This is a genomic window from Pseudarthrobacter sp. rb, from assembly GCF_056389225.1.
In genome coordinates, this window is sequence record NZ_JBWJAR010000004.1 from 26,268 (window position 1) to 45,691 (window position 19,424).

At 67.0% G+C, this 19,424-nt stretch carries 19 protein-coding genes and 1 tRNA gene; 6 read left to right on the forward strand and 14 right to left on the reverse strand.

Translation table 11 applies throughout. The annotated features are described in order from the left end of the window. Nucleotides 1-29 precede the first annotated feature (29 nt). The 4 genes from ACWRN3_RS06885 to ACWRN3_RS06900 are packed head-to-tail and all read right to left on the reverse strand — an operon-like array spanning nucleotide 30 to nucleotide 3,560. Nucleotides 30-992, reverse strand: a complete 963-nt coding sequence (locus ACWRN3_RS06885; protein WP_476740201.1) for an ABC transporter substrate-binding protein — start codon at nucleotides 990-992, stop codon at nucleotides 30-32. Further along, nucleotides 989-1,735, reverse strand: coding sequence for an ABC transporter permease (locus ACWRN3_RS06890; RefSeq protein ID WP_476740202.1), 747 nt, complete (start codon nucleotides 1,733-1,735; stop codon nucleotides 989-991). Before ACWRN3_RS06890 ends, ACWRN3_RS06885 begins: the two co-directional genes overlap by 4 nt. After that, nucleotides 1,732-2,460, reverse strand: a complete 729-nt coding sequence (locus tag ACWRN3_RS06895) for an ABC transporter permease (protein WP_476740203.1) — start codon at nucleotides 2,458-2,460, stop codon at nucleotides 1,732-1,734. Before ACWRN3_RS06895 ends, ACWRN3_RS06890 begins: the two co-directional genes overlap by 4 nt. Further along, nucleotides 2,460-3,560, reverse strand: a complete 1,101-nt coding sequence (locus ACWRN3_RS06900) for an ABC transporter ATP-binding protein (RefSeq protein ID WP_324642547.1) — start codon at nucleotides 3,558-3,560, stop codon at nucleotides 2,460-2,462. The genes ACWRN3_RS06895 and ACWRN3_RS06900 overlap by 1 nt, the downstream gene beginning before the upstream one ends. 238 nt (nucleotides 3,561-3,798) lie before the next feature. Between ACWRN3_RS06900 and ACWRN3_RS06905 the strand changes: the two genes are divergently transcribed. Then, a complete protein-coding gene (locus ACWRN3_RS06905) occupies nucleotides 3,799-4,818 on the forward strand; it encodes a pirin family protein (RefSeq protein WP_476740204.1) in 1,020 nt (339 codons plus the stop codon). Here ACWRN3_RS06905 and ACWRN3_RS06910 read toward each other — a convergent pair. Next, the gene (locus ACWRN3_RS06910; RefSeq protein WP_476740205.1) at nucleotides 4,815-5,765 is read right to left on the reverse strand and encodes an N-acetylglucosamine kinase; all 951 of its coding nucleotides are present in this window, start codon (nucleotides 5,763-5,765) and stop codon (nucleotides 4,815-4,817) included. The genes ACWRN3_RS06905 and ACWRN3_RS06910 overlap by 4 nt on opposite strands. Nucleotides 5,766-5,850: 85 nt before the next feature. Continuing rightward, on the reverse strand, nucleotides 5,851-6,825 hold the full coding sequence (locus ACWRN3_RS06915) for a LysR family transcriptional regulator (protein WP_476740206.1): 975 nt from the start codon (nucleotides 6,823-6,825) through the stop codon (nucleotides 5,851-5,853). 99 nt (nucleotides 6,826-6,924) lie between these two features. Here ACWRN3_RS06915 and ACWRN3_RS06920 point away from each other — a divergent pair, with 99 nt between their 5' ends. Next, nucleotides 6,925-8,163 (forward strand): MFS transporter, encoded by a 1,239-nt coding sequence (locus ACWRN3_RS06920; protein WP_476740207.1) that lies wholly within the window; start codon nucleotides 6,925-6,927, stop codon nucleotides 8,161-8,163. 139 nt (nucleotides 8,164-8,302) lie between these two features. Beyond that, complete coding sequence (locus tag ACWRN3_RS06925; RefSeq protein ID WP_476740208.1) at nucleotides 8,303-8,806, forward strand: Lrp/AsnC family transcriptional regulator; 504 nt, start codon at nucleotides 8,303-8,305, stop codon at nucleotides 8,804-8,806. Between the two features lie 28 nt (nucleotides 8,807-8,834). Here the strand turns inward: ACWRN3_RS06925 and ACWRN3_RS06930 are convergent, their stop codons facing one another. Beyond that, complete coding sequence (locus ACWRN3_RS06930) at nucleotides 8,835-10,082, reverse strand: MFS transporter (RefSeq protein WP_476740209.1); 1,248 nt, start codon at nucleotides 10,080-10,082, stop codon at nucleotides 8,835-8,837. Between the two features lie 169 nt (nucleotides 10,083-10,251). Between ACWRN3_RS06930 and ACWRN3_RS06935 the strand changes: the two genes are divergently transcribed. Together ACWRN3_RS06935 and corA are read left to right on the forward strand one after the other, a co-directional pair. Then, a complete protein-coding gene (locus ACWRN3_RS06935; RefSeq protein ID WP_255172761.1) occupies nucleotides 10,252-10,743 on the forward strand; it encodes an Lrp/AsnC family transcriptional regulator in 492 nt (163 codons plus the stop codon). After that, nucleotides 10,744-11,739 (forward strand): magnesium/cobalt transporter CorA, encoded by a 996-nt coding sequence (gene corA / locus ACWRN3_RS06940; RefSeq protein ID WP_255172762.1) that lies wholly within the window; start codon nucleotides 10,744-10,746, stop codon nucleotides 11,737-11,739. Here corA and ACWRN3_RS06945 read toward each other — a convergent pair. The 3 genes from ACWRN3_RS06945 to ACWRN3_RS06955 form a co-directional block, all read right to left on the reverse strand. Beyond that, nucleotides 11,736-12,473, reverse strand: a complete 738-nt coding sequence (locus tag ACWRN3_RS06945) for a Pr6Pr family membrane protein (RefSeq protein WP_255172763.1) — start codon at nucleotides 12,471-12,473, stop codon at nucleotides 11,736-11,738. The two genes, corA and ACWRN3_RS06945, sit on opposite strands and share 4 nt — an antisense overlap. A gap of 106 nt (nucleotides 12,474-12,579) precedes the next feature. After that, on the reverse strand, nucleotides 12,580-12,732 hold the full coding sequence (locus ACWRN3_RS06950) for a hypothetical protein (RefSeq protein ID WP_018760353.1): 153 nt from the start codon (nucleotides 12,730-12,732) through the stop codon (nucleotides 12,580-12,582). A gap of 122 nt (nucleotides 12,733-12,854) precedes the next feature. Further along, complete coding sequence (locus ACWRN3_RS06955) at nucleotides 12,855-15,329, reverse strand: PEP/pyruvate-binding domain-containing protein (protein WP_476740210.1); 2,475 nt, start codon at nucleotides 15,327-15,329, stop codon at nucleotides 12,855-12,857. 178 nt (nucleotides 15,330-15,507) lie between these two features. Here ACWRN3_RS06955 and ACWRN3_RS06960 point away from each other — a divergent pair, with 178 nt between their 5' ends. After that, complete coding sequence (locus ACWRN3_RS06960) at nucleotides 15,508-16,584, forward strand: DUF2235 domain-containing protein (RefSeq protein WP_476740211.1); 1,077 nt, start codon at nucleotides 15,508-15,510, stop codon at nucleotides 16,582-16,584. A gap of 43 nt (nucleotides 16,585-16,627) precedes the next feature. On the opposite strand, the gene ACWRN3_RS06965 is transcribed toward ACWRN3_RS06960, so the two are convergent. The 4 genes from ACWRN3_RS06965 to galU all read right to left on the reverse strand — a co-directional run bounded on the left by ACWRN3_RS06965 (nucleotide 16,628) and on the right by galU (nucleotide 19,389). Beyond that, a tRNA-Ala gene (locus ACWRN3_RS06965) sits at nucleotides 16,628-16,703 on the reverse strand. Between the two features lie 132 nt (nucleotides 16,704-16,835). Next, the gene (locus ACWRN3_RS06970; protein WP_476740212.1) at nucleotides 16,836-17,777 is read right to left on the reverse strand and encodes a hypothetical protein; all 942 of its coding nucleotides are present in this window, start codon (nucleotides 17,775-17,777) and stop codon (nucleotides 16,836-16,838) included. Between the two features lie 81 nt (nucleotides 17,778-17,858). Beyond that, entirely contained in the window at nucleotides 17,859-18,479 is a 621-nt protein-coding gene (locus tag ACWRN3_RS06975) for a GNAT family N-acetyltransferase (RefSeq protein WP_159631445.1), read from the reverse strand. 4 nt (nucleotides 18,480-18,483) lie between these two features. After that, nucleotides 18,484-19,389, reverse strand: a complete 906-nt coding sequence (galU, locus tag ACWRN3_RS06980) for a UTP--glucose-1-phosphate uridylyltransferase GalU (protein WP_324642557.1) — start codon at nucleotides 19,387-19,389, stop codon at nucleotides 18,484-18,486. Between the last annotated feature and the right edge of the window lie 35 nt (nucleotides 19,390-19,424).

The following is a 19,424-nucleotide window of genomic DNA, read 5'->3' on the forward strand; positions in this document are numbered from 1 at the left end:
GTACCTGCCCAAGGGCAGGGATCGCGGACCTACTTGACGATGCCCTTCTCCTTGAGCCAGTTGGTTGCTGCCGTCTTGGCGTCCTGCTTCTGGCTGCCGCTGACGGCACGGTTGAGGTTGATCAGGTCATCCGTGGTGAGGGTGCTGGACACCGAATCCAGTGCCTCCTTGGCCTTGTCCGTCATCTTGGCCTTGTTATACAGCGGCAGGACCTGCTGGGCGATGAAGTTGTTCTTGGGATCGTCCAGCACCACGAGGTCGTTGTCCGCGATGGACGGCGTGGTGGTGTAGATATCGGCCACCTGCACCTGGTCCTCCAGCAGCGCCTTGAGCGTCACCGGGCCACCGCCGTCGCTGAAGGGTTCCAGCTTCTTGGGCTCGCAGTTGTAGTTCTTCTTCAGCCCGGGCAGGCCGTAAGCGCGCTCGGCGAAGGTGGCCGGGGCTCCCACGACAATCTGGCTGCAGACCTTGGCCAGGTCCTCAATGGACTTCAGCTGGTACTTCTCCGCGGTCGCCTTGGTGACCACCATGGCGTCCTTGTCCTCGGCTTTGGAGACGTCCAGGACCCCGAGCCCGTCCGGCAGCTTGCCCGGCAGCGCCTTGGCGATGTCCCCTGCGGAGACTTCCTTGGCTTCCTTGTCCACGTACAGCAGCAGGTTGCCGCTGTAGTCCGGCACCACGTCCACCGAACCGTCCTGGACGGCCTTGAAGTAGACCTCGCGGGAGCCGATATTCGGTTTGGTGGTGGCGGTGATTCCGTTGGCGTTCAAGGCGCCGGCGTACAGTTCGGCGATGATCTGGCTTTCCGGGAAGTCCGCGGAACCCACCACCAGGGATGTGGCTCCGCCGGAAGCGCCGGCACTGGATGCGGGCGCGTTCTTCAGCGGATCGGACGAACCGCCGCAGGCTGACAGCGCCACTGCCAGGCCAAGCCCGGCGGCAAGGCCGCTGAACGCCCGCCTGCCGAGGCGCTGGGGACGGCTATCTTTCATGACTTACCTCCTTGTACAACAGTCTCCGCAACTACGGGGTCTGTGAGTTCAACCGCGGCCTCCTGGCTGCGGTGGGACAGTCTTGAGGCGCCCTGGGTGAGGAACAGCCTCTGGAACAGGGACAGGACGAGGTCGACGGCGATGGCCAGCACAGCGATGAGGAGGGAACCTCCCAGCATCTGGGGGAAGTCGCTGAGGACCAGTCCGTCAAAGAGATACCGGCCCAGTCCGCCGAGGTTGATGTACGCCACCACCGAGACAGTGGCGATCACCTGCAGCACGCCGGTCCGGAACCCGCCGAACATGACGGTGAGGGCGTTGGGCAGTTCGGCCCGGAACAGGACCTGCAGCTCCGTCATGCCCATGGCGCGGGCAGCATCAACCACGTTCCGGTCCACACTGGAGATCCCGGCGTAGGTTCCGGCCAGGAGCGGCGGGACTGTGAGGATCACCAGGGCCCAGATGGGGGGCATCAGTCCGATGCCGGCCAGCAGTACGAACAGGATCAGCAGGCCGAGGGTGGGCAGGGCGCGCAGGGCACCGGCCAGGGCAACGACAGCAACGCGTCCCCTTCCCGTATGCCCCACGAAGAGACCAACGGGAACCGCGATGGCGGTGGCGATCAGCATGACAAGCCCCGTGTACTGCAGGTGCTCCCCCAGCCGGACGGGGATGCCCATGCTTCCGGACCAGTGCAGGGGATCCGAAAGCCAGGCGAAGGTATCGGCGAAGACGTTACTCACGCGTTTCCACCGCCGGTCTCCGGCCGTGCAAAGCGCTCCGCTGCGGCAGGTGCTTCCGATGGGAGACGCCCTGCACTGCGGTCCCTCCGGCTTCCGGCCCGCTCCCAGGGAGTGAGCACGCGTTCCAGCAGGACCAGGATGGCGTCCATGAGCAACGCGAGGATCAGGATGGCCACGATGCCCACCACCACCTCGGTGACAAAATCGCGCTGCAGGCCGTCGGTGAAGAGCATGCCCAGGTTGCCGACGCCCAGGAGGGCTGCAACGCTGACCAGCGAGATGTTGCTGACGGACACCACCCGGAGGCCGGCGAACATGACCGGCAAGGAGAGCGGCAGGTCCACCTGGAGGAACCGGGCCACCGGTTTGAACCCCATGGCCTGCGCGGCCTGGCTGACATCCGCGTCTACGGAATCAAAGGCATCCAGGGCAGCGCGGACCAGCAGGGCCACCGCATAGATGGTCAGCGCCACCACCACGTTGAGGGGATCGAGGATCCGGGTGCCCAGGATGGTGGGCAGGATGATGAACAGCGCGAGGGACGGGATGGTGTACAGGAGGGATGACGCTGTCAGCACCACGGAACGCAAGGCGCTGTTTCGCCGCGCCAACTGTGCCAGCGGGATGGAAATGAGCAGGCCCAGGACCATAGGGACCAGCGCCAGGACCAGGTGCTGGCCGCCGCGCTCGAGGATCATGCCGGTATTGGCCAGGAACCATTCCATCAGAGGGCAGCCTGCCGCACCTGGCGCGCTTCTTCGATCAACGCCAGGACCTCACCGCCGCGGACCACCCCCAGGACCACGCCGTCGGCGTCCACGGCAACGCCAAGGCCGGACGGCGAGGACAGGGCCGCATCCAGGGCGCGGCGGAGGCTCTCTCCGGGACGGAACAGCGAACCCCCGGGGATCAGTTCAGTCTCCGTGCCGGGTGCCGACCATCCCAGCGGACGCTTGTCCGCATCCACCACCAGCTGCCAGCCGCCGGCAGCGCTGGAATCCGACTCGTACCCTCCCGAGGCCCGGATGATCGTGGGCACCGGGTGGATCGCCACGCCGTCGGACGGGGAAAAACCCAAGTGGCGGAAGCCGCGGTCGCGCCCCACGAAGGATGCCACGAAGTTGTTGGCCGGCGCCCGCAGGATCTCCTCGGGCGAGGCGTACTGGGCCAGCCTGCCGCCGGTGGCAAAGACAGCCACCTTGTCGCCCAGGATGGTGGCCTCATCGATATCGTGGGTCACGAAAACGATGGTCTTGGCCAGATCCTTTTGCAGTCGCAGCAGCTCGTGCTGGAGTTCATCGCGGACAACGGGGTCCACCGCGCTGAACGGCTCATCCATGAGGAGCACGGGCGGGTCCGCAGCGAGGGCGCGCGCCACGCCCACACGCTGCTGCTGGCCGCCGGAAAGCTGCGACGGGTAGCGCCCGCCAAGCGACGGCGCCAGGCCCACCACGTCCAGGAGTTCGCGGGCACGCTTCCGGGCGTCCGCTTTGGAGACCCCGTTCAGGCGCGGAACGGTGGCGATGTTGTCCAGGACGGAGCGGTGGGGCAGGAGCCCGGCGGACTGCATTACATAGCCCATGGACCGCCGCAGTTCCGCCGCCGGCACCGAGGTGACATCCCGGCCGTCCACGGTGATGGTGCCTGATGTGGGTTCCACCATCCGGTTGATCATCCTGAGGGACGTTGTTTTGCCGCAGCCGGAAGGACCCACAAAGACGGTGACGGAACCTTTGGCGATGGACATGGACAACCCGTCCACAGCCGGCTGGCCGCCCGGATACTGCTTGGTAACGCTCTGGAACTCGATCATCGCCTGGTCCATGGTGCGGACTTACCTGTTCTCTTGGACGGGCTGTTCCCAGCACCGCGACATTGCCATAAGCACGCTGATAGTTACGGTAGCCCAAACGGTGGCAGGCTTCAGCAGCTGAGGCCCTAATCCGCGCAAAGGAATCCCTACTGTAACCATTCGGAACCCCAACCGGGATGGATGGGTTCCGCAGGATCCGCACACACAGTGGCTCCTGTCGGGGCGCCGCAGCCCGGCCTAAAGTGGAGGCGTGACCAACTTGGAAGTTTCGCCGCAGCAGGAAGTTTGCCCGCCCGCCCCCGCAGGAGGGACGTCCGGCCCCTGCCTGCAGCTGTGGCCTGAACGCGAAGTGCCCCTGGGCGGGGTCCGCGCCATGAACGTCAAACGTACGTTGCCCCAGCGCGGCCTCCCCACCATCGGGGCCTGGTGCTTCCTGGACAGTTTCGGCCCGGACCGGACTGCGATGTCCGTCCTTCCCCATCCGCACATCGGGCTGCAGACGGTGACCTGGCCGCTGGCGGGGCACATCCACCACCGGGACAGCGTGGGCAGCGACGTGGTGGTCCGTCCCGGGGAGCTGAACATCATGACAGCAGGCCACGGCGTATCCCACTCCGAGTTCGCTGTGCTGCCTGCCGGCGGCGGGGAGTTGCCGCTGCAGCGGGGCCTGCAGCTGTGGGTTGCCCTTCCTGACGGGGACCGGCACCGGGAGCCTGCATTCGAGCAGCACCGCGAACTGCCGCGCGCCGCCGGCCCGGGCTTCACGGCGACCGTCATGGTGGGAGAGCTTGCAGGGGTGGCCTCCCCCGCAAGAGTGTTTTCGCCGATCGTCGGCGCGGACGTTTCCTGCGAAGGGGACGCGGCGCTGCCGTTGAACCCCGGCTTTGAGCACGGCATCCTGGTGCTCGACGGCGGCCTGGCGGTGGACGGCCAGGACCTGCCCGCGGGACCGCTGGGCTACCTGGGCACCGGCCGCAGCGAACTCAGGGTGGAGGCACTTCCCGGTACGAGGTTCCTGCTCATCGGCGGGGAGCCGTTTGGTGAGGAACTGCTGATGTGGTGGAACTTTGTGGGCCGCACCCATGACGAAGTGGAAAAGGCCAGGGACGACTGGGAAGCGCAGGCCGGCTTGCCGGACGCTGAAGCGGCTGCAGCCCGCTACGGCCTGGTGCCGGGCCACGGCCCGGATGCCGGGGCGGAGGCCGGCCGGATTCCCGCTCCCCCACTCCCCGGTGTCCGGCTGACGCCACGGAAGCGTTCCGTGGGCTAAGCGGGTTCGGCCACCAACTGCAGCACGCCGAACACCGGTTCCTGGTCCAGCACCCTGACCTCCGTCACACCGGTTTCGGCAAGGTTCCGGCGGAAGGACTCCTGCAGGGGCGCCACGTTCATGCCGAGACCGCCACCCAGGATCACCGGACCTTCGATTTTCAGCTGGCCCAGCACCTGGCCGGCCAGGGCAGCGAGGTCCTGCCCGGCCTGCTCCAGCAATATTGCGCTGTCCCGGTGCCCGGTGGCCGCGGCTTCCACGACGTGCCTAGCCTGCTGCGCCCAGAAGCGCCTCCCGGTGTCCGGTGAGTGGAACAAGGCGATGAGCTTGTTGGGATGGTCCAGACCGCAGGACGCCAGGAGGGTCGCCGTGAGCTGGTCGACGGGCAGGCCCTGGTTCATCCTGCGGAGGCTGTGCCGGACCGCTTCCCTGCCCAGCCAGTAGCCGCTGCCTTCATCCCCCAGCAGGTAGCCCCAACCGCCGGCCCTGGCCTCGCCGCCGTCGGCATTGCGTCCCCACGCTGCCGATCCAGTGCCCGCAATGACCGCTACTCCGGTGGCTGCGCGGCCCGCGGCCAGCAGGAGGCGGGAGTCATGGACCACGGTGACGCGTGCTTCGGGAGCCAGTGGCTGGATCAGCGCAGCCAGGGCCGCCGCGTCTTCATCGGTATCGATTCCGCCGGATCCCGCGTACACCCGGTCCACGTGACCTCCGCCGATCCTGGCGAACAGGTCCGCAAGGTTGCGTGCCGCCTGCTCACGGCTGACATTCTGGACGTTGGAGCTTCCGGCCGACTCGTCGGCCACGGGGAGGCCGTCCTCGAAACGGATGCCATGGGTCTTGGTGCCGCCGATGTCCAGCCCGATCGTGATGCCGTGCAATGGACTGGCCGGGGAGCCTGCAGCTTGGTCAAAAGGAGTGGCAGAGGGGTTCTGGGTGTTTGTCACGTCACAAGGGTACTTGCCCCATGATGTTTGGCGCCCCGCCGCCCCGGCACCGGAAGCCAGCAGCCGCCGTCGGACATTTTCCGGCTCAACGGCCTGCCTTGGTAACCAGCCCGGCCAGCAACGCCGGCCCCTGCCCCACCACCAGTTCGCGGAAAAGCCGGGCCGGAACCGGCTCGCTTTCCGGTTTCCGGCGCCGCCAGCTGACGCCAACTTCCCGGAAGGCGAGTGCCGAGTCAAGCGGAACCTCCACCCACCCCAGGTCCCCGGTTTCGGGACGCGGAGTCCGGCCAGGAGCGTCGCCGCCCGGCGGCAGGATGCTGACGCCAAGGCCGGCAGAAACCAGGCCGCGGACGGTGTGGGAATCCTGGCTTTCGAAGGCAATCCGCGGACGGTACCCGGCCTCGCGGAAAAGAGCGTCGGTCAGGGATCGCAGCCCATAGCCGGGCCCGAGCACCACCACCGGCTCCGTCCGGATGTCGGCCAGCCGGGCCATCCGCTGCCGGGCGAGCGGATGGGCGTGATGCACCACCAGGCGCAGCGGCTCGCGGTACAGCGGCGCCGAGTCGAGGTTCTTGCCGGGCGGCGCCACCGGTGCTGTGAGGGCCAGGTCCGCCTCCCCCGCTGCCAACTCGTCCAGGCAGGTGTCCCGGGCGCCCTGGCTGAGCCGGAAGCCGGTCCCGGGATGCCGGGCACGGAAGGCGCTGATCAGCAGCGGCAGGGTTGCCTCGCCGAAGGTGTGCTGGAAAGACACGGCAACGGTGCCCCTGACCACCTCGGACTCACTGCGCACCAGGTCCAGTCCGGCCTGGAACTCCGCGAGTGCCTGCTCGATGTAGGGCAGCAGTGTCCGGGCGGCAGGAGTCAGCCGCACTCCCCGGCCGTCCCGGACCAGGAGTTCCGTACCAACGGCGGCGCTTGCCCTCGCCAGTGCCCGGCTCACCGTCGACTGGGGTACTCCGAGGAGCTCCGCCGTCTCCGTCACATGCTCCGTCCGGCCCAGCTCAGCGAGTACCGGCAGCAGGGGCAGCAGCTGCGCCAGCTGTTTCCGGTCGGGTTCCATGACGGCCTCTCCCTTTGCGGCAAGCAATCCAATCCTGCTATCAGTTTTGCATGAGGTATGCATTGGAAGCATCCATCGACGGCGGACTACGCTGGGCGGATGCCACCGAACGCAAGCGCCGGCACTGACGCTTCCCCCCTTTGGAACGGCCATACCAAAGGATCCAGGGCCTACGGGCGGATCCTGGCCGGCCTGTCCTGCGCGGGTGTGGCGACCTTCGCCCAGCTCTACTCCACCCAGGCGGTCCTCCCCCTCCTGGCGGCCGACCTGCACATCACGGCCGCCGGGGCCGCCCTCACCATTTCCCTCGCAACCGTCGGCCTGGCTGCCACCGTGATCCCGTGGTCCTTCCTGGCGGACCGGATCGGCCGGGTGAAGGCCATGATGTGGGGCATCACCGCGGCCACCATCCTGGGGCTGCTGGTGCCGATGTCCACCAGCTTCACCATGCTGCTGGTCCTGCGGCTGCTGGAGGGAATGGCCCTGGGCGGCATACCCGCCATTGCCATTGCCTACCTGAACGAGGAGGTCAGCAAAGCCCACGCCGCCCTGGCCGCGGGAAGCTACGTGGCCGGCACCACCCTGGGAGGACTGTCCGGCCGGCTGGTGGCTGGGCCGGTCGGCGAGCTCTGGGGATGGCGGTCCGCGGCGCTGGCCGTGTCCCTGCTGGCGACGGTTGCCGCCGTCGCATTCCTTGTCCTGGTGCCCCGCGCCCGGGGTTTCGTCCCGGCCCCGGCTTCCGGGCTCCGCAGTGCCATCAGGACCCTCGGCGGCCACCTGCGGAATATCAGGCTGCTGGCCCTGTACGCCCAGGCATTCCTGATGATGGGCGGGTTCGTGGCGGTCTACAACTACCTGGGCTTCCGGTTGTCCGGTGCGCCGTTCGGGCTTCCGGCCACGGTGATCAGCCTGATCTTCCTGGCCTACCTTTCCGGCACGTTCTCCTCCCGCTGGGCGGCGGGGATGACCACGCGGTACGGCCGCCGGAACGTGCTGCTGGCAGGACTTGCGCTGGCCCTGGCAGGACTGGCCCTGACACTTACCCAGTCCCTGGTCCTGATCCTGGCCGGGCTGGTGGTGTTTACGGGCGGCTTCTTTGCAGCCCACAGCATCGGCTCCGGCTGGACGGGCGCCATCGCCAGGACCGGACGGGCGCAGGCGGCGTCACTGTACAACCTCGCCTACTACCTGGGTTCCAGCCTGCTGGGCTGGGCCGGCGGCCTGGTCTTCCAGGCCTGGGGCTGGAACGCCCTTGCGGGAGCCGTCATGGTCCTGGCGTGCCTGACTGCGGCAACTGTCGCCGTCGTACATCCGCCGGCGGAGCAACGCGGCTCCTGAGCAGGGGCGCCGCGGGCGAATTAACCAACTTCACAAGGCCTTGTGAGGGTTTGGATGTTCGGCTTGACGCGCGCCTGCTGCGCAGCTCGCGGCGATTCTGCGGTTTAGGATGAACCAGGACCGCTTGGAAGGAACCGCAGTGAGCACGAATTCAAGGAACACCAGGCCCGGGGCGCACCTGGAGCCGCTGGACGCCATCGACGAGCGTCTCCTCGCCGCACTGGTGGCGGATGCCAGGATTTCCAACAAACAACTCGCCGAGATGGTGGGGATTGCGCCCTCGACGGCACTTATGCGTACCCGTGCCCTTTCGGAGCGGGGCATTGTCCAGGGCTACGAGGCGAAGCTGAGCCTGTCAGCCATCGGCAGGTCCGTGCAGGCACTGGTGGCCGTCCGGCTCCGCGCCCACGACAGGGACCAGATCGACCGTTTCACCGCCCGCGTGCCGCACCTGCCCGCCGTGCTGTCCACCTTCCACACCTCAGGTTCGGTCGACTACCTGCTGCACATCGCCGTCGGGAGCACCGAAGACCTGCGGGACTGGGTGCTGGACAACCTGGCCACCGACCCCGTGGTGGGGCACACCGAAACCACCCTCGTCTTCGAACACATCCAGGGCAACCACGGCCCGCTTCCGGACTAGAAGCGGAAACGGCGCCAGCGGCCATGGCTCAGGCGGCGGCGTGCCGGCTTGCCGACTGGACCAGCGTCACCCCCGCAAGGCCAAGGGCCGCTGCGCCGCACAGCAGGACGAAGCCCTGTACGGCCACTGCCATGCCGAACGCGGCGCTGGCCCAGCCCAGCCCCAGGACCGGCACCGCGCTTCCCAGGTAGGTGATGACGTAGACGGTGCTGATGATCTGCGCGTGGCGGGCCGGTTCCACCCTCGCCGCCACATCGTTGAAGACGGTCCGGAATGCAAGCCCCTGACCCACTCCGGCGGCAACGGCGGCGCCCACCAGCATCACGGGGCTATGCCAGGTCCCGGCGGCCCCCAGCAGCATGACGGAGACGCCCAGGACGGCCAGGCCGGCGGGCACGGTCAGGCGACCCCGCACGGTGACCAGCTGGCTCAAGGCCGAGGCACCCAGCGGCAGGCCCGCGAGAACGCCGATCAGCGGCCGGGAGTCCGTGCCCAGGACCTGGGCGAAGTAACCCGGGGCCAGGGACAGGGAGAAGCCAAACACGGCAAAGCTGAGGAAGCCGACGCCGGATGCCAGCCAGAAAGCGCCCCTCGCCTGGCGGGACACGGAGGGCCGGCGGGGCGCAAGGACATGCAGCGGCCGGGACACCGCGGGAACCATGATGGCGGGGCGGGCACGGATCAGGTAGAGCGGCACCAGGAGCCCGGCGAGCAGCAGCGAATGGACGGCATAGGGAGCGGTGGTGGCGCCGGGAAGCAGGGACAGCAGGCCGCCGATGACAGGGCCGGCTGCAACTCCCCCTGAAGAGGCCAGCAAGGTAAAGCGCGAGGCCCATTCCGGCCGCGAGGGAAGCAGCTCACGCAGGGCAGCCGCGCTGGCTCCCGTGGCAAGCGCCACTGCGATACCCTGCAGGGCCCGGCCGGCGCACAGGGCCGCCAGCGACTGGGCTTCGGCAAATATTCCGCCGCCCGCCAGTCCGGTCAGCACGGCGACCAGGAGGGCGGCCCGCCGGCCGATATGGTCCGACCAGTGCCCGGCCAGGAGCAGGGTTCCCACCAGTGCCAAGACATAGCTGGCGAAAGCTGCGGTCACCTCCAGGCTGGACAGTCCCAGGTTGGCCTGCAGCAGCGGGTACAGCGGCGTGGCAAGGTTGGCGCCCACCAGGAGCATGAAGATGGCCGCCCCGGAAATCACCAGCCGCGCCGTGGTGGAGGCATTCCACCCGGTGGGCGTGGCCGGTACCGGACGCATGCGCAGTTCGCTGAAGACCGTCATTGTGCCGCCTTAGGGATCGCCGCGGCGGGTGGTCCTTGTGGGAGCCCGGCGCGGATACAACAGTGTTGGTTCAAGAGTGCGGCACCGCTGCGCTATCCATCCGAAATGAGGTGGATAATTGAGCAAAATCATCAACTTACGGATCACCGCATGATGGAGAGTGACGATCTTGAACAAGTTGGACCCCACAGACCTGAAGATCCTCCTGGCCCTCATCAGGGATCCCCGGATCCAGATCGGAGAGCTCAGCGACTCCCTGGGCATCGCCCGTAACACCGCCCAGTCGCGCGTGCGCCGCCTGCTCCGCACCGGCGTACTGCGCCCTGGCGGCCGCGAAGTTGATCTCGAAGCGGTGGGCTATGACGTGGTGGCTTTCGTCACCATCGAAGTCTCCCACCGTGAGCTCGACGGCGTCGTGGCGGCGCTGCGCCTCATCCCGCAGGTCCTGGAAGTCCATGAGATCTCCGGCCGCGGGGACGTCTGGTGCCGGGTGGTTGCCACCGACACCCACAACCTCCAGTCCTCCTTGCGCCAGGTCCTGAGAATCAAGGGAGTCATCCGGACAGAGACCGTCCTGGCCCTGCACACCCATATTCCGTACCGGACCGAGCCGCTCATCAGTGGCCTTAGCAGTGCCGCCGCCCCGGCTAGGATTTCCTGAATGACCATCATCGATAACGCCGTCTACGTCAACGGCGTCCGCCACACCGAGCCCGAAAGCCTGGAGCAGACCTTTGAGACCCTGGCCCGGCACGGCGGCATGGCATGGATCGGGCTCTACCGTCCCACTGCGGAAGAAATGACCGCCGTCGCCAACGAGTTCGGGCTGCACGCCCTCGCGGTGGAGGATGCCGTCTCGGCACACCAGCGGCCCAAGCTGGAACGGTACGACGACAACCTCTTCACCGTCCTGCGTCCGGCCCGGTACCTGGATGTGGACGAGACCGTGGAGTTCGGCGAACTCCACGTCTTCACCGGGAAGAACTTCGTCGTGACCGTCCGGCACGCGGAAACGGCAGGCGTAGCCCGGGTCCGGCAACGGCTGGAGGCACGGCCGGACCTCCTCCAGCACGGGCCTGAAGCTGTTCTTTACGCCCTGCTGGACCGGGTGGTGGATGACTACGCGCCGGTGGTGGCGGGCCTGGAGAACGATATTGACGAAATCGAGGACCAGCTCTTCAGCGGCGATTCCTCAGTGTCACGCCGGATCTATGAACTGGCCCGCGAAGTCATCCAGTTCCAGCGCGCCATCCACCCCCTGCCGGAAATGCTGGACCAGCTGAAGCGGGGCTTCGAGAAGTACGAGGTGGAAACCGAACTGCGGCACAACCTGCGCGACGTGGAGGACCACGTGGAGCGGGTGATTTCCCGGGCCGACTCGTTCCGGGACTTGCTGCAGAACGCCCTGACCCTGGACGGAACCCTGACCGCCAACCGGCAGAACGAGGCCAGCGCCGAGCAGAACGAACAAGTCAAGAAGATCTCTTCCTGGGCAGCAATCCTGTTCGCGCCGTCATTCGTGGCCGGTATCTACGGAATGAACTTCGACAACATGCCCGAGCTCCACTGGGCCGCCGGCTATCCCTACGCCTTGGTCCTCATGGTTGCCGCCGGGGCCCTCATGTACGGAATCTTCAAAAAGAAGGGCTGGATTTAGGGGTTTCGGCCCCGCCGTCCCTTTCCCGCCGCCAGCGCCGCCCGCGCGTTGCCCGCCGCGTGGACGAGGACCGAGACAACCAGGAACGCAACCAGGACCTGGGCCGTGGAAACGAACACCCGGGCCCACCCGCCGTCGAGCGTGGGATCAAGGAAGTCGTAGACGTACCACCCGTCAAGGCCCCCGCGGATCCAGGAGAACGCAAGGAAGGCCACCGGATAGCCCAGCCAAGCGAGCGGCCGCCACCACGTCCCGCGGACCGTCCGTGTCACCAGGAGCCAGTCGAGCGCCGTCACCAGCGGGGCCAGGCGGTGGTGGACCATCTGGGGCCAGTACAGATCCCAGCTCCACCACGGTTCTCCCGGCGGAGCCACCAGCACCACATAGATGATGCCCGTCATCACCAGATACAGGACCAGGGCTCCGAAAAGGTGGTCCCACCAGCGCGGAAGCCGGGCCCGCCGCCGGACGCCCGAAACAATCAAAACGAGCCCCAATACAAGGTTTCCCTGGACGGTAAACTCCGAGTACAGCTGGGGAACATCCACGTCATTGCCGGGGAGGGTGGCGTCGAACGTCTTCTGGACCAGTGCAGCGAGCACAAAGAGTCCGACAGATATGCGGACGGACCGGATCCAGGGACGGTCAGGGTGCAGGGCGCGGTTGGCAGGGGTATCCCGGCGGACCGGTGGGACCAACGCCAAAGGACCGGCGGCGGGCTCTATGAGGCTCATGGAGAAAGCGTGGAGCCGCGGATGCGGAAGGGCTAGGGCCTTTTGGCAGTAAGGACTTCACCGCCGGCCGGACCGGCAGCCATTGGCCAGGCCGGCGGATATGCCGTCAGGCGTTGGTTCTGCGCTTTAGCCAGCCCCAGACGCCGGTGGCGACGAAGAGGACCAGGCCGATGATGGCGAGCCAGAGCAGGCCCTTCACGACGAAGCCGACGATGGACAGGATGAGCCAGATGACCAGCAGGCCGATGATGATTCCCATGGGCCCCACTCTAGGCCCCCATGATTCAATCGGGCCGTCCATCGGGCCCGCGTTTTGCCAAGTGGATTTTGCCCAGTGGACTGCCCGCATCGTCCGCGCCCGACCGACAGTGTGGCCTTGGGTCAGGCCGCGGTGACCCGCCCCGTGCTTCCGTCCACCATCACGGCCTGCCCGTCGGACAGGGCGCTGGTACCGTTGCCCGTGCCCATGACAGCCGGGATGCCGTACTCCCGGGCGACGATCGCGGCATGGGAGCCGGCACCGCCCAAATCCACCACCACCGCAGCAGCACGCTGGAACAGTGGTGTCCAGGATGGGTTGGTGTAGGGGCAGACCAGGATTTCACCGCTCCTGAGCAACCCGAATTCCTCCGGGCTGCGGATCACCCGCACTGTCCCCGTTGCCTGGCCGCGGCTGGCCGGCATGCCGCTGGCCAGCACCCCGTGTGGCCGCCGGGAGCCGGCGAACAGGGAAACGGGGTCCAATAGCGGGATACCCTCGAGCTCCCTGCGCTTGGCAGCCCTTGCCAGCACCAGGCGGCGGTACCGTTCCCGCTCGTCCGCCGGCAACGCGCCGCCGTCGGGCATTGCAGCCAACTCCTCGAAGCGCAGGTGGTTGACCTCCCGGGGGTCCGCCAAAACTCCGGCGACGGCCAGGCGGCGCCCCAGCTCCAGCAGCGCCCGGCGCAGGGGCGGCAGCACTTTAGTGGCATGGAAGTGGCTGTCCTCCCGGAACGCCACCCCGGCTTTGGCTGCCTGGACAGCGGACAGGACGTGGCGGCGGAGGACGGGCACGCGGAGGGCAGGATGCCGCATCAGGTCCGCGAGCGCCTCGCCGGTCTGGTCCCGGACCGGCGGGCGGTCACCCATCATCGACGTGATGAGCCCGAGCACCACTTCAGGGGCGTCCGACCAGGTGGGTGCGCTGCTAAGCACAACACTCACCGTTTCGCGGTGTCCGTACTCGGCCAGGAAACCTTCGAACGCGGACCGGAAGCCAGCGAACTCCTGGCGGTGCTCAAGGGCGGCCAGCAGTTCGCCCGGTGGGAGGCTGCTGAAGGCCTGTTTCAGGGCCGGACTGGACCTGACCTGGCCAGCCAGATTCTCCAGCGCCGTGTTGGCCTGGCTGGTGCGGGTTTCCGCACCCGCGATGAGTGCGGGTGCAAGCTTCAGCTTGCCCAATGGCAGCAGCATCAGGCGCAATTCCAGTTGCGGAAGGAGTATCCTTGGAAGGTACGAGATCCTCAGTTCGGTGATCCCCCGCATGGTGGTGAAGGCCTCAGTGGCGAGCGAAACGACTCCCGGCCAGGAGAGCGGGCGCGGGTCTTGGGCCGCCAGCCCGCTGACGTTGTCCAGAAAGGCCGTGAACCTGCTGTCGAGGGTCCACCGGGAAGGGTCGTAGCGCCTGGCCCGGCGGATGAGGGACAGCGGGGCTGCCAGCGTCCGCAGGGTGGGCCGGGGTACCGGCGGAACCAGCCGCACCACCACGCCGTCCTCTTCGGGCAACAGCTTCTCCAGGGGCGGGAATGACACACCCACGCTGCCGGCTATGCCGTGGAGCATGGCCAGGATGCCGCGCTGCATCCATCCGGAAACGTCCAGGGGGTAGGGGCGGACCTGGAACATCTCCAGCAAAAAGGGAGCCAGCAGGCGCTGGATCGGGTTGAGCCGCAATGGCTGCGGGGGCAGGGCGGTTATGGGCCGGGCCTGCACCAGGAATACACGGCCGCCCGCAATCGCCCATTCGATGTCCTGGGGTCGGCCGAAATGGCCCTGCACGCCCACCGCCAACCGTGCCAGCTCAGCCGCCTGGCCGCTCCCGAGTCCGGGTACGGATTCCCCCGCCCCAACGGACCTCTCGGTACCGCCTTCGGTCCTTGCCCGGATAACCACCTCATGCCGGCCCGGCCTGAAAGCGCGTATCCCGCCCGCCCGGTCCAGGACATACCGTTCAGGGATGACCTCGCCCGCAACCACTGCCTCGCCCAGTCCGGGGCTTGCATCGATGAGGATTTCGTTGCGCTCACCCGTTATGGGGTTGGCGGTGAACATAACGCCCGCTACGTCGGCGCGCACCATTTCCTGGACGACGACGGCCATGGCTGCACCGCCGGGGTCCACGCCCTGCCTGCCGCGGTAGGCAATGGCCCGGTCCGTCCACAGCGACGCCCAGCAATCCACCACTGCCTGGACCACCGCCGCCCCGCCATGGATATTCAGGTAGGTGTCCTGCTGCCCGGCGAATGTGGCGCCTGGCAGGTCTTCGGCGGTGGCGCTGGAACGGATCGCCACCGGACTCCCGCCCAGGGCTGCATAGGCCCCGGCAATGTCCTTGCGGACACGGTCCGGCATCTTTGCCTCCGTGAAAAGACTACGGATCTCCGCCGGCGCCGCGCCGGCCTTGAGCAACCGGCCAAGCTCGCCGCCCACCCCGGATTCCTCCAGCATGGCAACGTATGCCCTGGTGGTCACTATAAACCCGGGCGGAACCGGAAAGCCGGCGCGCACCAGTTCGCCAAGGTTGGCGCCTTTTCCACCGGCCAGGGCCACGTCACGGGCACCGAAATCCCTCAGGGCGCCGACTGTTGTCCCATTCATCCCGGGGCTCCTGACACTGTTCCGCCCGCTGCTCACTCCAAGCTAAGCCCCCGGGGCCGGGCACACAACAACCCAGCCGCCGGCGTTAAAGAATGTATGGACGGGAAGCCCGTGCGGGTGTATACCGATGGAAGCCGTGACCGCGGACAGGCGAGGGTCGGATTCCCTGGAAGACGAAATGGCCAAGCGCATAGTAGTTTGCTGCGATGGAACGTGGGCAACCCCCGACCAGGCGGACGACGGGCAGCCGTGCCCTACCAATGTCACAAAACTCGCCCTGGGGATCGCCCCGGCCGGCAGGGACAAGAACGGCACCGACATTGAACAGAAGGTCTTCTACCATCGCGGCGTGGGCGCCGGACGACACGACCGTCTCGGTGGAGGCGCTTTCGGCGCAGGGCTCTCCTACGACATCCTTGCCGCCTACCGTTTCATCATGGGCAACTTCCAGCCCGGGGACGAGCTGTTTCTGCTGGGCTTCAGCCGCGGCGCCTACACAGCCCGCAGTACCGCTGGACTAATCAGGAACGCGGGCATCCTGCGCCGGCGTTTCCGGGGACGGCTGGGCGACGCCTACAGCCTCTACAGGGACCGGACTGCCACCACCAACCCGCGTTCGGTGGAAGCCACCCTCTTCCGCCGGTCCTTCTCCCATGAGACCCGGATCCATTGCATCGCGGTATGGGACACCGTGGGGTCGCTCGGCATCCCGCTCACCGGGGTACCTGTCATTGACAGGTACAACCGCAGGTTTGCCTTCCACGACACCGCGCTGTCCGCTACCGTCGACAACGCGTTCCAGGCCTTGGCAATCGATGAGAAAAGAAAGCCTTTCGCCCCGACACTCTGGCAGCCGCAGGGCGACCCGGGCAGCCAGAGACTGGAACAGGTATGGTTCACCGGAACGCACGGCGACGTAGGCGGCGGAAACCGGAGCACCCTGCTGTCCGACATTGCCCTGGCATGGATCGTTGAACGCACCCGGAGCGCAGGGCTTGCCTTCCGCCCCGATGCCTCCGGGGTCGTGCCAGGTGCGCCGGCTGAGCCATCCGACCAGTATCCGCCGATCCAGGAATCCCGCGTTGGTTTTTGGAAAATGCTTCCTGCCTACGTCAGGCCCATAGGGTCAACCGATCCTGCGCACGAACGGGTGGCAGAGTCGGCTCTGAAGCGGCATGATGCCGATCCCACCTACCGGCCGCCCAACCTCGTGCGCTATCTGGGGGAAAGGTCCGGGAATCCCTCGTTGTCCTGAGGGGGGACCAGGCAGCCGTCGGAACCGGCCGGGTGCCTGCAAATGGTGGAGCTAAGGAGATTCGAACTCCTGACCTCTTCGATGCGAACGAAGCGCTCTACCAACTGAGCTATAGCCCCGGACGTATCCACGCCTTGACGGGCATCTGCCCGCCGGTGCGGAACCGGTGTCCCTAGGCTACAAATTTTCCCCGCTCAACGCCAATTGACGCGCGCAATGCGCGGGAGAGGAACGCAAGGCGCGGCCGGGCCCTATGCGCGGCGGCGCTGCAGGACGTCGTCGAGGTTGCTGAGGGCGCTCTGAGCCTTGGACAACTGCTGTGCTTCCGCCGCAGCAACTGTCTCTGCCGCCGGCGCCGCGGAAGCACCCTGCTTCAGCGAAGGCTTGCCAACTGCTTTGGGCGCTTCGGGAAGCTCAAGCGGCTTCGGCTCGGGGCGCTCAGCCTTTGGGGCTTCCACGTAGATGGGCTTGGGGACCTCCACCGGCTCCCAGGGGGTGCTGGCGGGAGCGGCCGGAACAGCTGCCGCTGCGCTGGTGTCGCCGGCAGCCACGGCGACGGCGAGGGCGGCTTCGCGAAGCTCCATGGCGGTCAGCGGCTTGGCCTTTGGCTCCCCCGCCTCGGCGTCGAAAAGCTGGCTTTCCGGCAGTACGGGGGCGGCCTCGGGCTTCACCGGCAGGGCTACGGTGTCTTCCGGCCGGCGCGCGGGTGCACTCATGGCAGAGCGGAAGGCAGCGTTCACCCTCGCCTTGCGGTCGCGGACAGCGAGCCACCGCAGCAGTGCGACGGATGCGACGGTCACCAGGGTGCAGGTAATCGGCAGAGCCGGCGAACCGATGCCGAAGGGAAGCAGCACACCTGAGATGAATGCGGTCACCAGGGAGAGGAGTCCCACAAGGGCGAGGCCAGTGCGGCCGTAGCGTATGCGGAACGGCGCCGCAGGTGGGGTGCTTGCAGTGCCGGCAACGGATGCGGCACTCTTCCTGGGTTCCATGGCTTTCTCCTGCTGGGCGGCGACGTTCAGGACCAGGCCGGCATGCGGATCCGGCCTTTCATCGGCGGGGGCGTCTGCCAGGAACTCGCCGGCGGGCTGGAACTGGTGCCTGCGGTTCCGGAGGACGTAAGGGGCAACCCATACAATCCAGAGCGCGACGGCAACCACAAGGATCACTGAGCTGCTAAGGGGGAAGTCCACACTCAAAACCGTATGAGCATCATGCCTGCTCAGGCCGCATTAGCTGCGGTGTGTCGTGCCCCCACTGGCAAACCGTTGGATTTATGACCGGCGCGACGCCAGCCACGGACCCAACAGGCCTTCCGGGACCTCTTCGGAGGTGAGGGCGAACGAACGGTGGTCCGCCCATTTGCCGTTGATGTGCAGGAAACGGGGACGGTACCCCTCGTCCCGGAACCCCAGCTTTTCCACCACCCGCAGGCTGGGTCCGTTCTCGGGCCGGATGTTGATTTCCATCCGGTGCAGGCCAAGCGTACGGAAACAGTGGTCCGTTACCAGCGCCACGGATGTGGGGGCTATCCCCCGTCCCGCCCGGGATTGGTCCACCCAGTACCCCAACGTTGCCATCATGGCCGAACCCCAGACGATGGAAGACACCGTCAGTTGGCCCACGATGGCCGGATTCCTCAGGCCCGGCCTCCACTCCGTGATGACGAAGGGCAGGGCGGTAGCCTGTGCAGCCTGCAGGTTGAGCGAGCGGACCATGTGCCGGTAGTCCGGGAGGCCGCCGGACGGGTCCGGGTTGGAGGCCTCCCACGGGGCCAGCCACTCACTGTTCCGCGACCGTACTTCAGTCCACTCTTTCTTGTCCCGGTACCGGATGGGCCGCAGGACCAAGTCGCCGCACTCGAGGGTGGCCGGCCAGATGGGACCTGTGCGCACGGCGCTACCGGGAGAGGCCGGCGGTGAAGCCCGGCAGCCATTCCCGCAGGCCGGGTCCCAGGTCATCGCTGTCGATGGCCAGCTGGACGCAGGCCTTGAGGTAGCTGAGCTTGTCGCCGGTATCGTAACGGCGGCCCCGGAACACCACGCCATACACGCCATGTCCCTCGCCGTCACCGGAGGCAAGTTCCTGCAGGGCATCCGTCAGCTGGATTTCGCCTCCGCGGCCCGGCTCCGTGTGCTCGAGGACTTCGAACACGGCGGGGTGCAGGACATATCGGCCGATCAGCGCCAGGTTGGACGGGGCTTCCTCCGGCGAGGGCTTTTCGACGAGCCGGTTGACGCGAACATAATCCTCGCCCTCGATGGCCTGGACGTCGGCGCAGCCGTAGGCGCTGATTTGGGAGGGTTCCACCTCAATGAGTGCGACGACGGACCCTCCGGTTTTCGCCTGTACGTCGATCATGATGCTGAGGAGTTCGTCGCGGGCATCGATGAGGTCGTCGCCCAGCAGCACCGCGAAGGCTTCATCGCCCACGTGCTGCTTCGCCCGGAGGACGGCATGCCCCAGGCCGTGGGGATCGCCCTGCCGAACGTAGTGGATGTCACCCAGCTGGCTCGCGGCCTGGATGGACGCAAGCTTTTCCGTATCGCCCTTGTCCTCCAGCGTCGATTCGAGGGATGGCACCCTGTCGAAGTGGTCTTCGAGGGCGCGTTTGTTGCGGCCGGTAATCATCAGCAGGTCGTTGAGGCCCACGTGGACGGCTTCCTCCACCACATACTGGATGGCAGGCTTGTCCACGACGGGAAGCATTTCCTTGGGCATGGCCTTGGTGGCAGGCAGGAACCTGGTGCCCAGGCCCGCTGCGGGAATGACGGCTTTGCGGACTCTGGGATTACTGGTGTTCACCGGACTAATCTAACGTCAGCGTCAAGTATTTCAGT

Coding starts and splice junctions, on each gene's coding strand:
- ACWRN3_RS06885 (WP_476740201.1), bottom strand. CDS start 992: ATGAAAGATAGCCGTCCCCAGCGCCTCGGCAGGCGGGCGTTCAGCGGC.
- ACWRN3_RS06895 (WP_476740203.1), bottom strand. CDS start 2,460: ATGGAATGGTTCCTGGCCAATACCGGCATGATCCTCGAGCGCGGCGGC.
- ACWRN3_RS06900 (WP_324642547.1), bottom strand. CDS start 3,560: ATGGACCAGGCGATGATCGAGTTCCAGAGCGTTACCAAGCAGTATCCG.
- ACWRN3_RS06915 (WP_476740206.1), bottom strand. CDS start 6,825: ATGGAACCCGACCGGAAACAGCTGGCGCAGCTGCTGCCCCTGCTGCCG.
- ACWRN3_RS06920 (WP_476740207.1), top strand. CDS start 6,925: ATGCCACCGAACGCAAGCGCCGGCACTGACGCTTCCCCCCTTTGGAAC.
- ACWRN3_RS06930 (WP_476740209.1), bottom strand. CDS start 10,082: ATGACGGTCTTCAGCGAACTGCGCATGCGTCCGGTACCGGCCACGCCC.
- corA (WP_255172762.1), top strand. CDS start 10,744: ATGACCATCATCGATAACGCCGTCTACGTCAACGGCGTCCGCCACACC.
- ACWRN3_RS06945 (WP_255172763.1), bottom strand. CDS start 12,473: ATGAGCCTCATAGAGCCCGCCGCCGGTCCTTTGGCGTTGGTCCCACCG.
- ACWRN3_RS06950 (WP_018760353.1), bottom strand. CDS start 12,732: ATGGGAATCATCATCGGCCTGCTGGTCATCTGGCTCATCCTGTCCATC.
- ACWRN3_RS06955 (WP_476740210.1), bottom strand. CDS start 15,329: ATGAATGGGACAACAGTCGGCGCCCTGAGGGATTTCGGTGCCCGTGAC.
- ACWRN3_RS06960 (WP_476740211.1), top strand. CDS start 15,508: ATGGCCAAGCGCATAGTAGTTTGCTGCGATGGAACGTGGGCAACCCCC.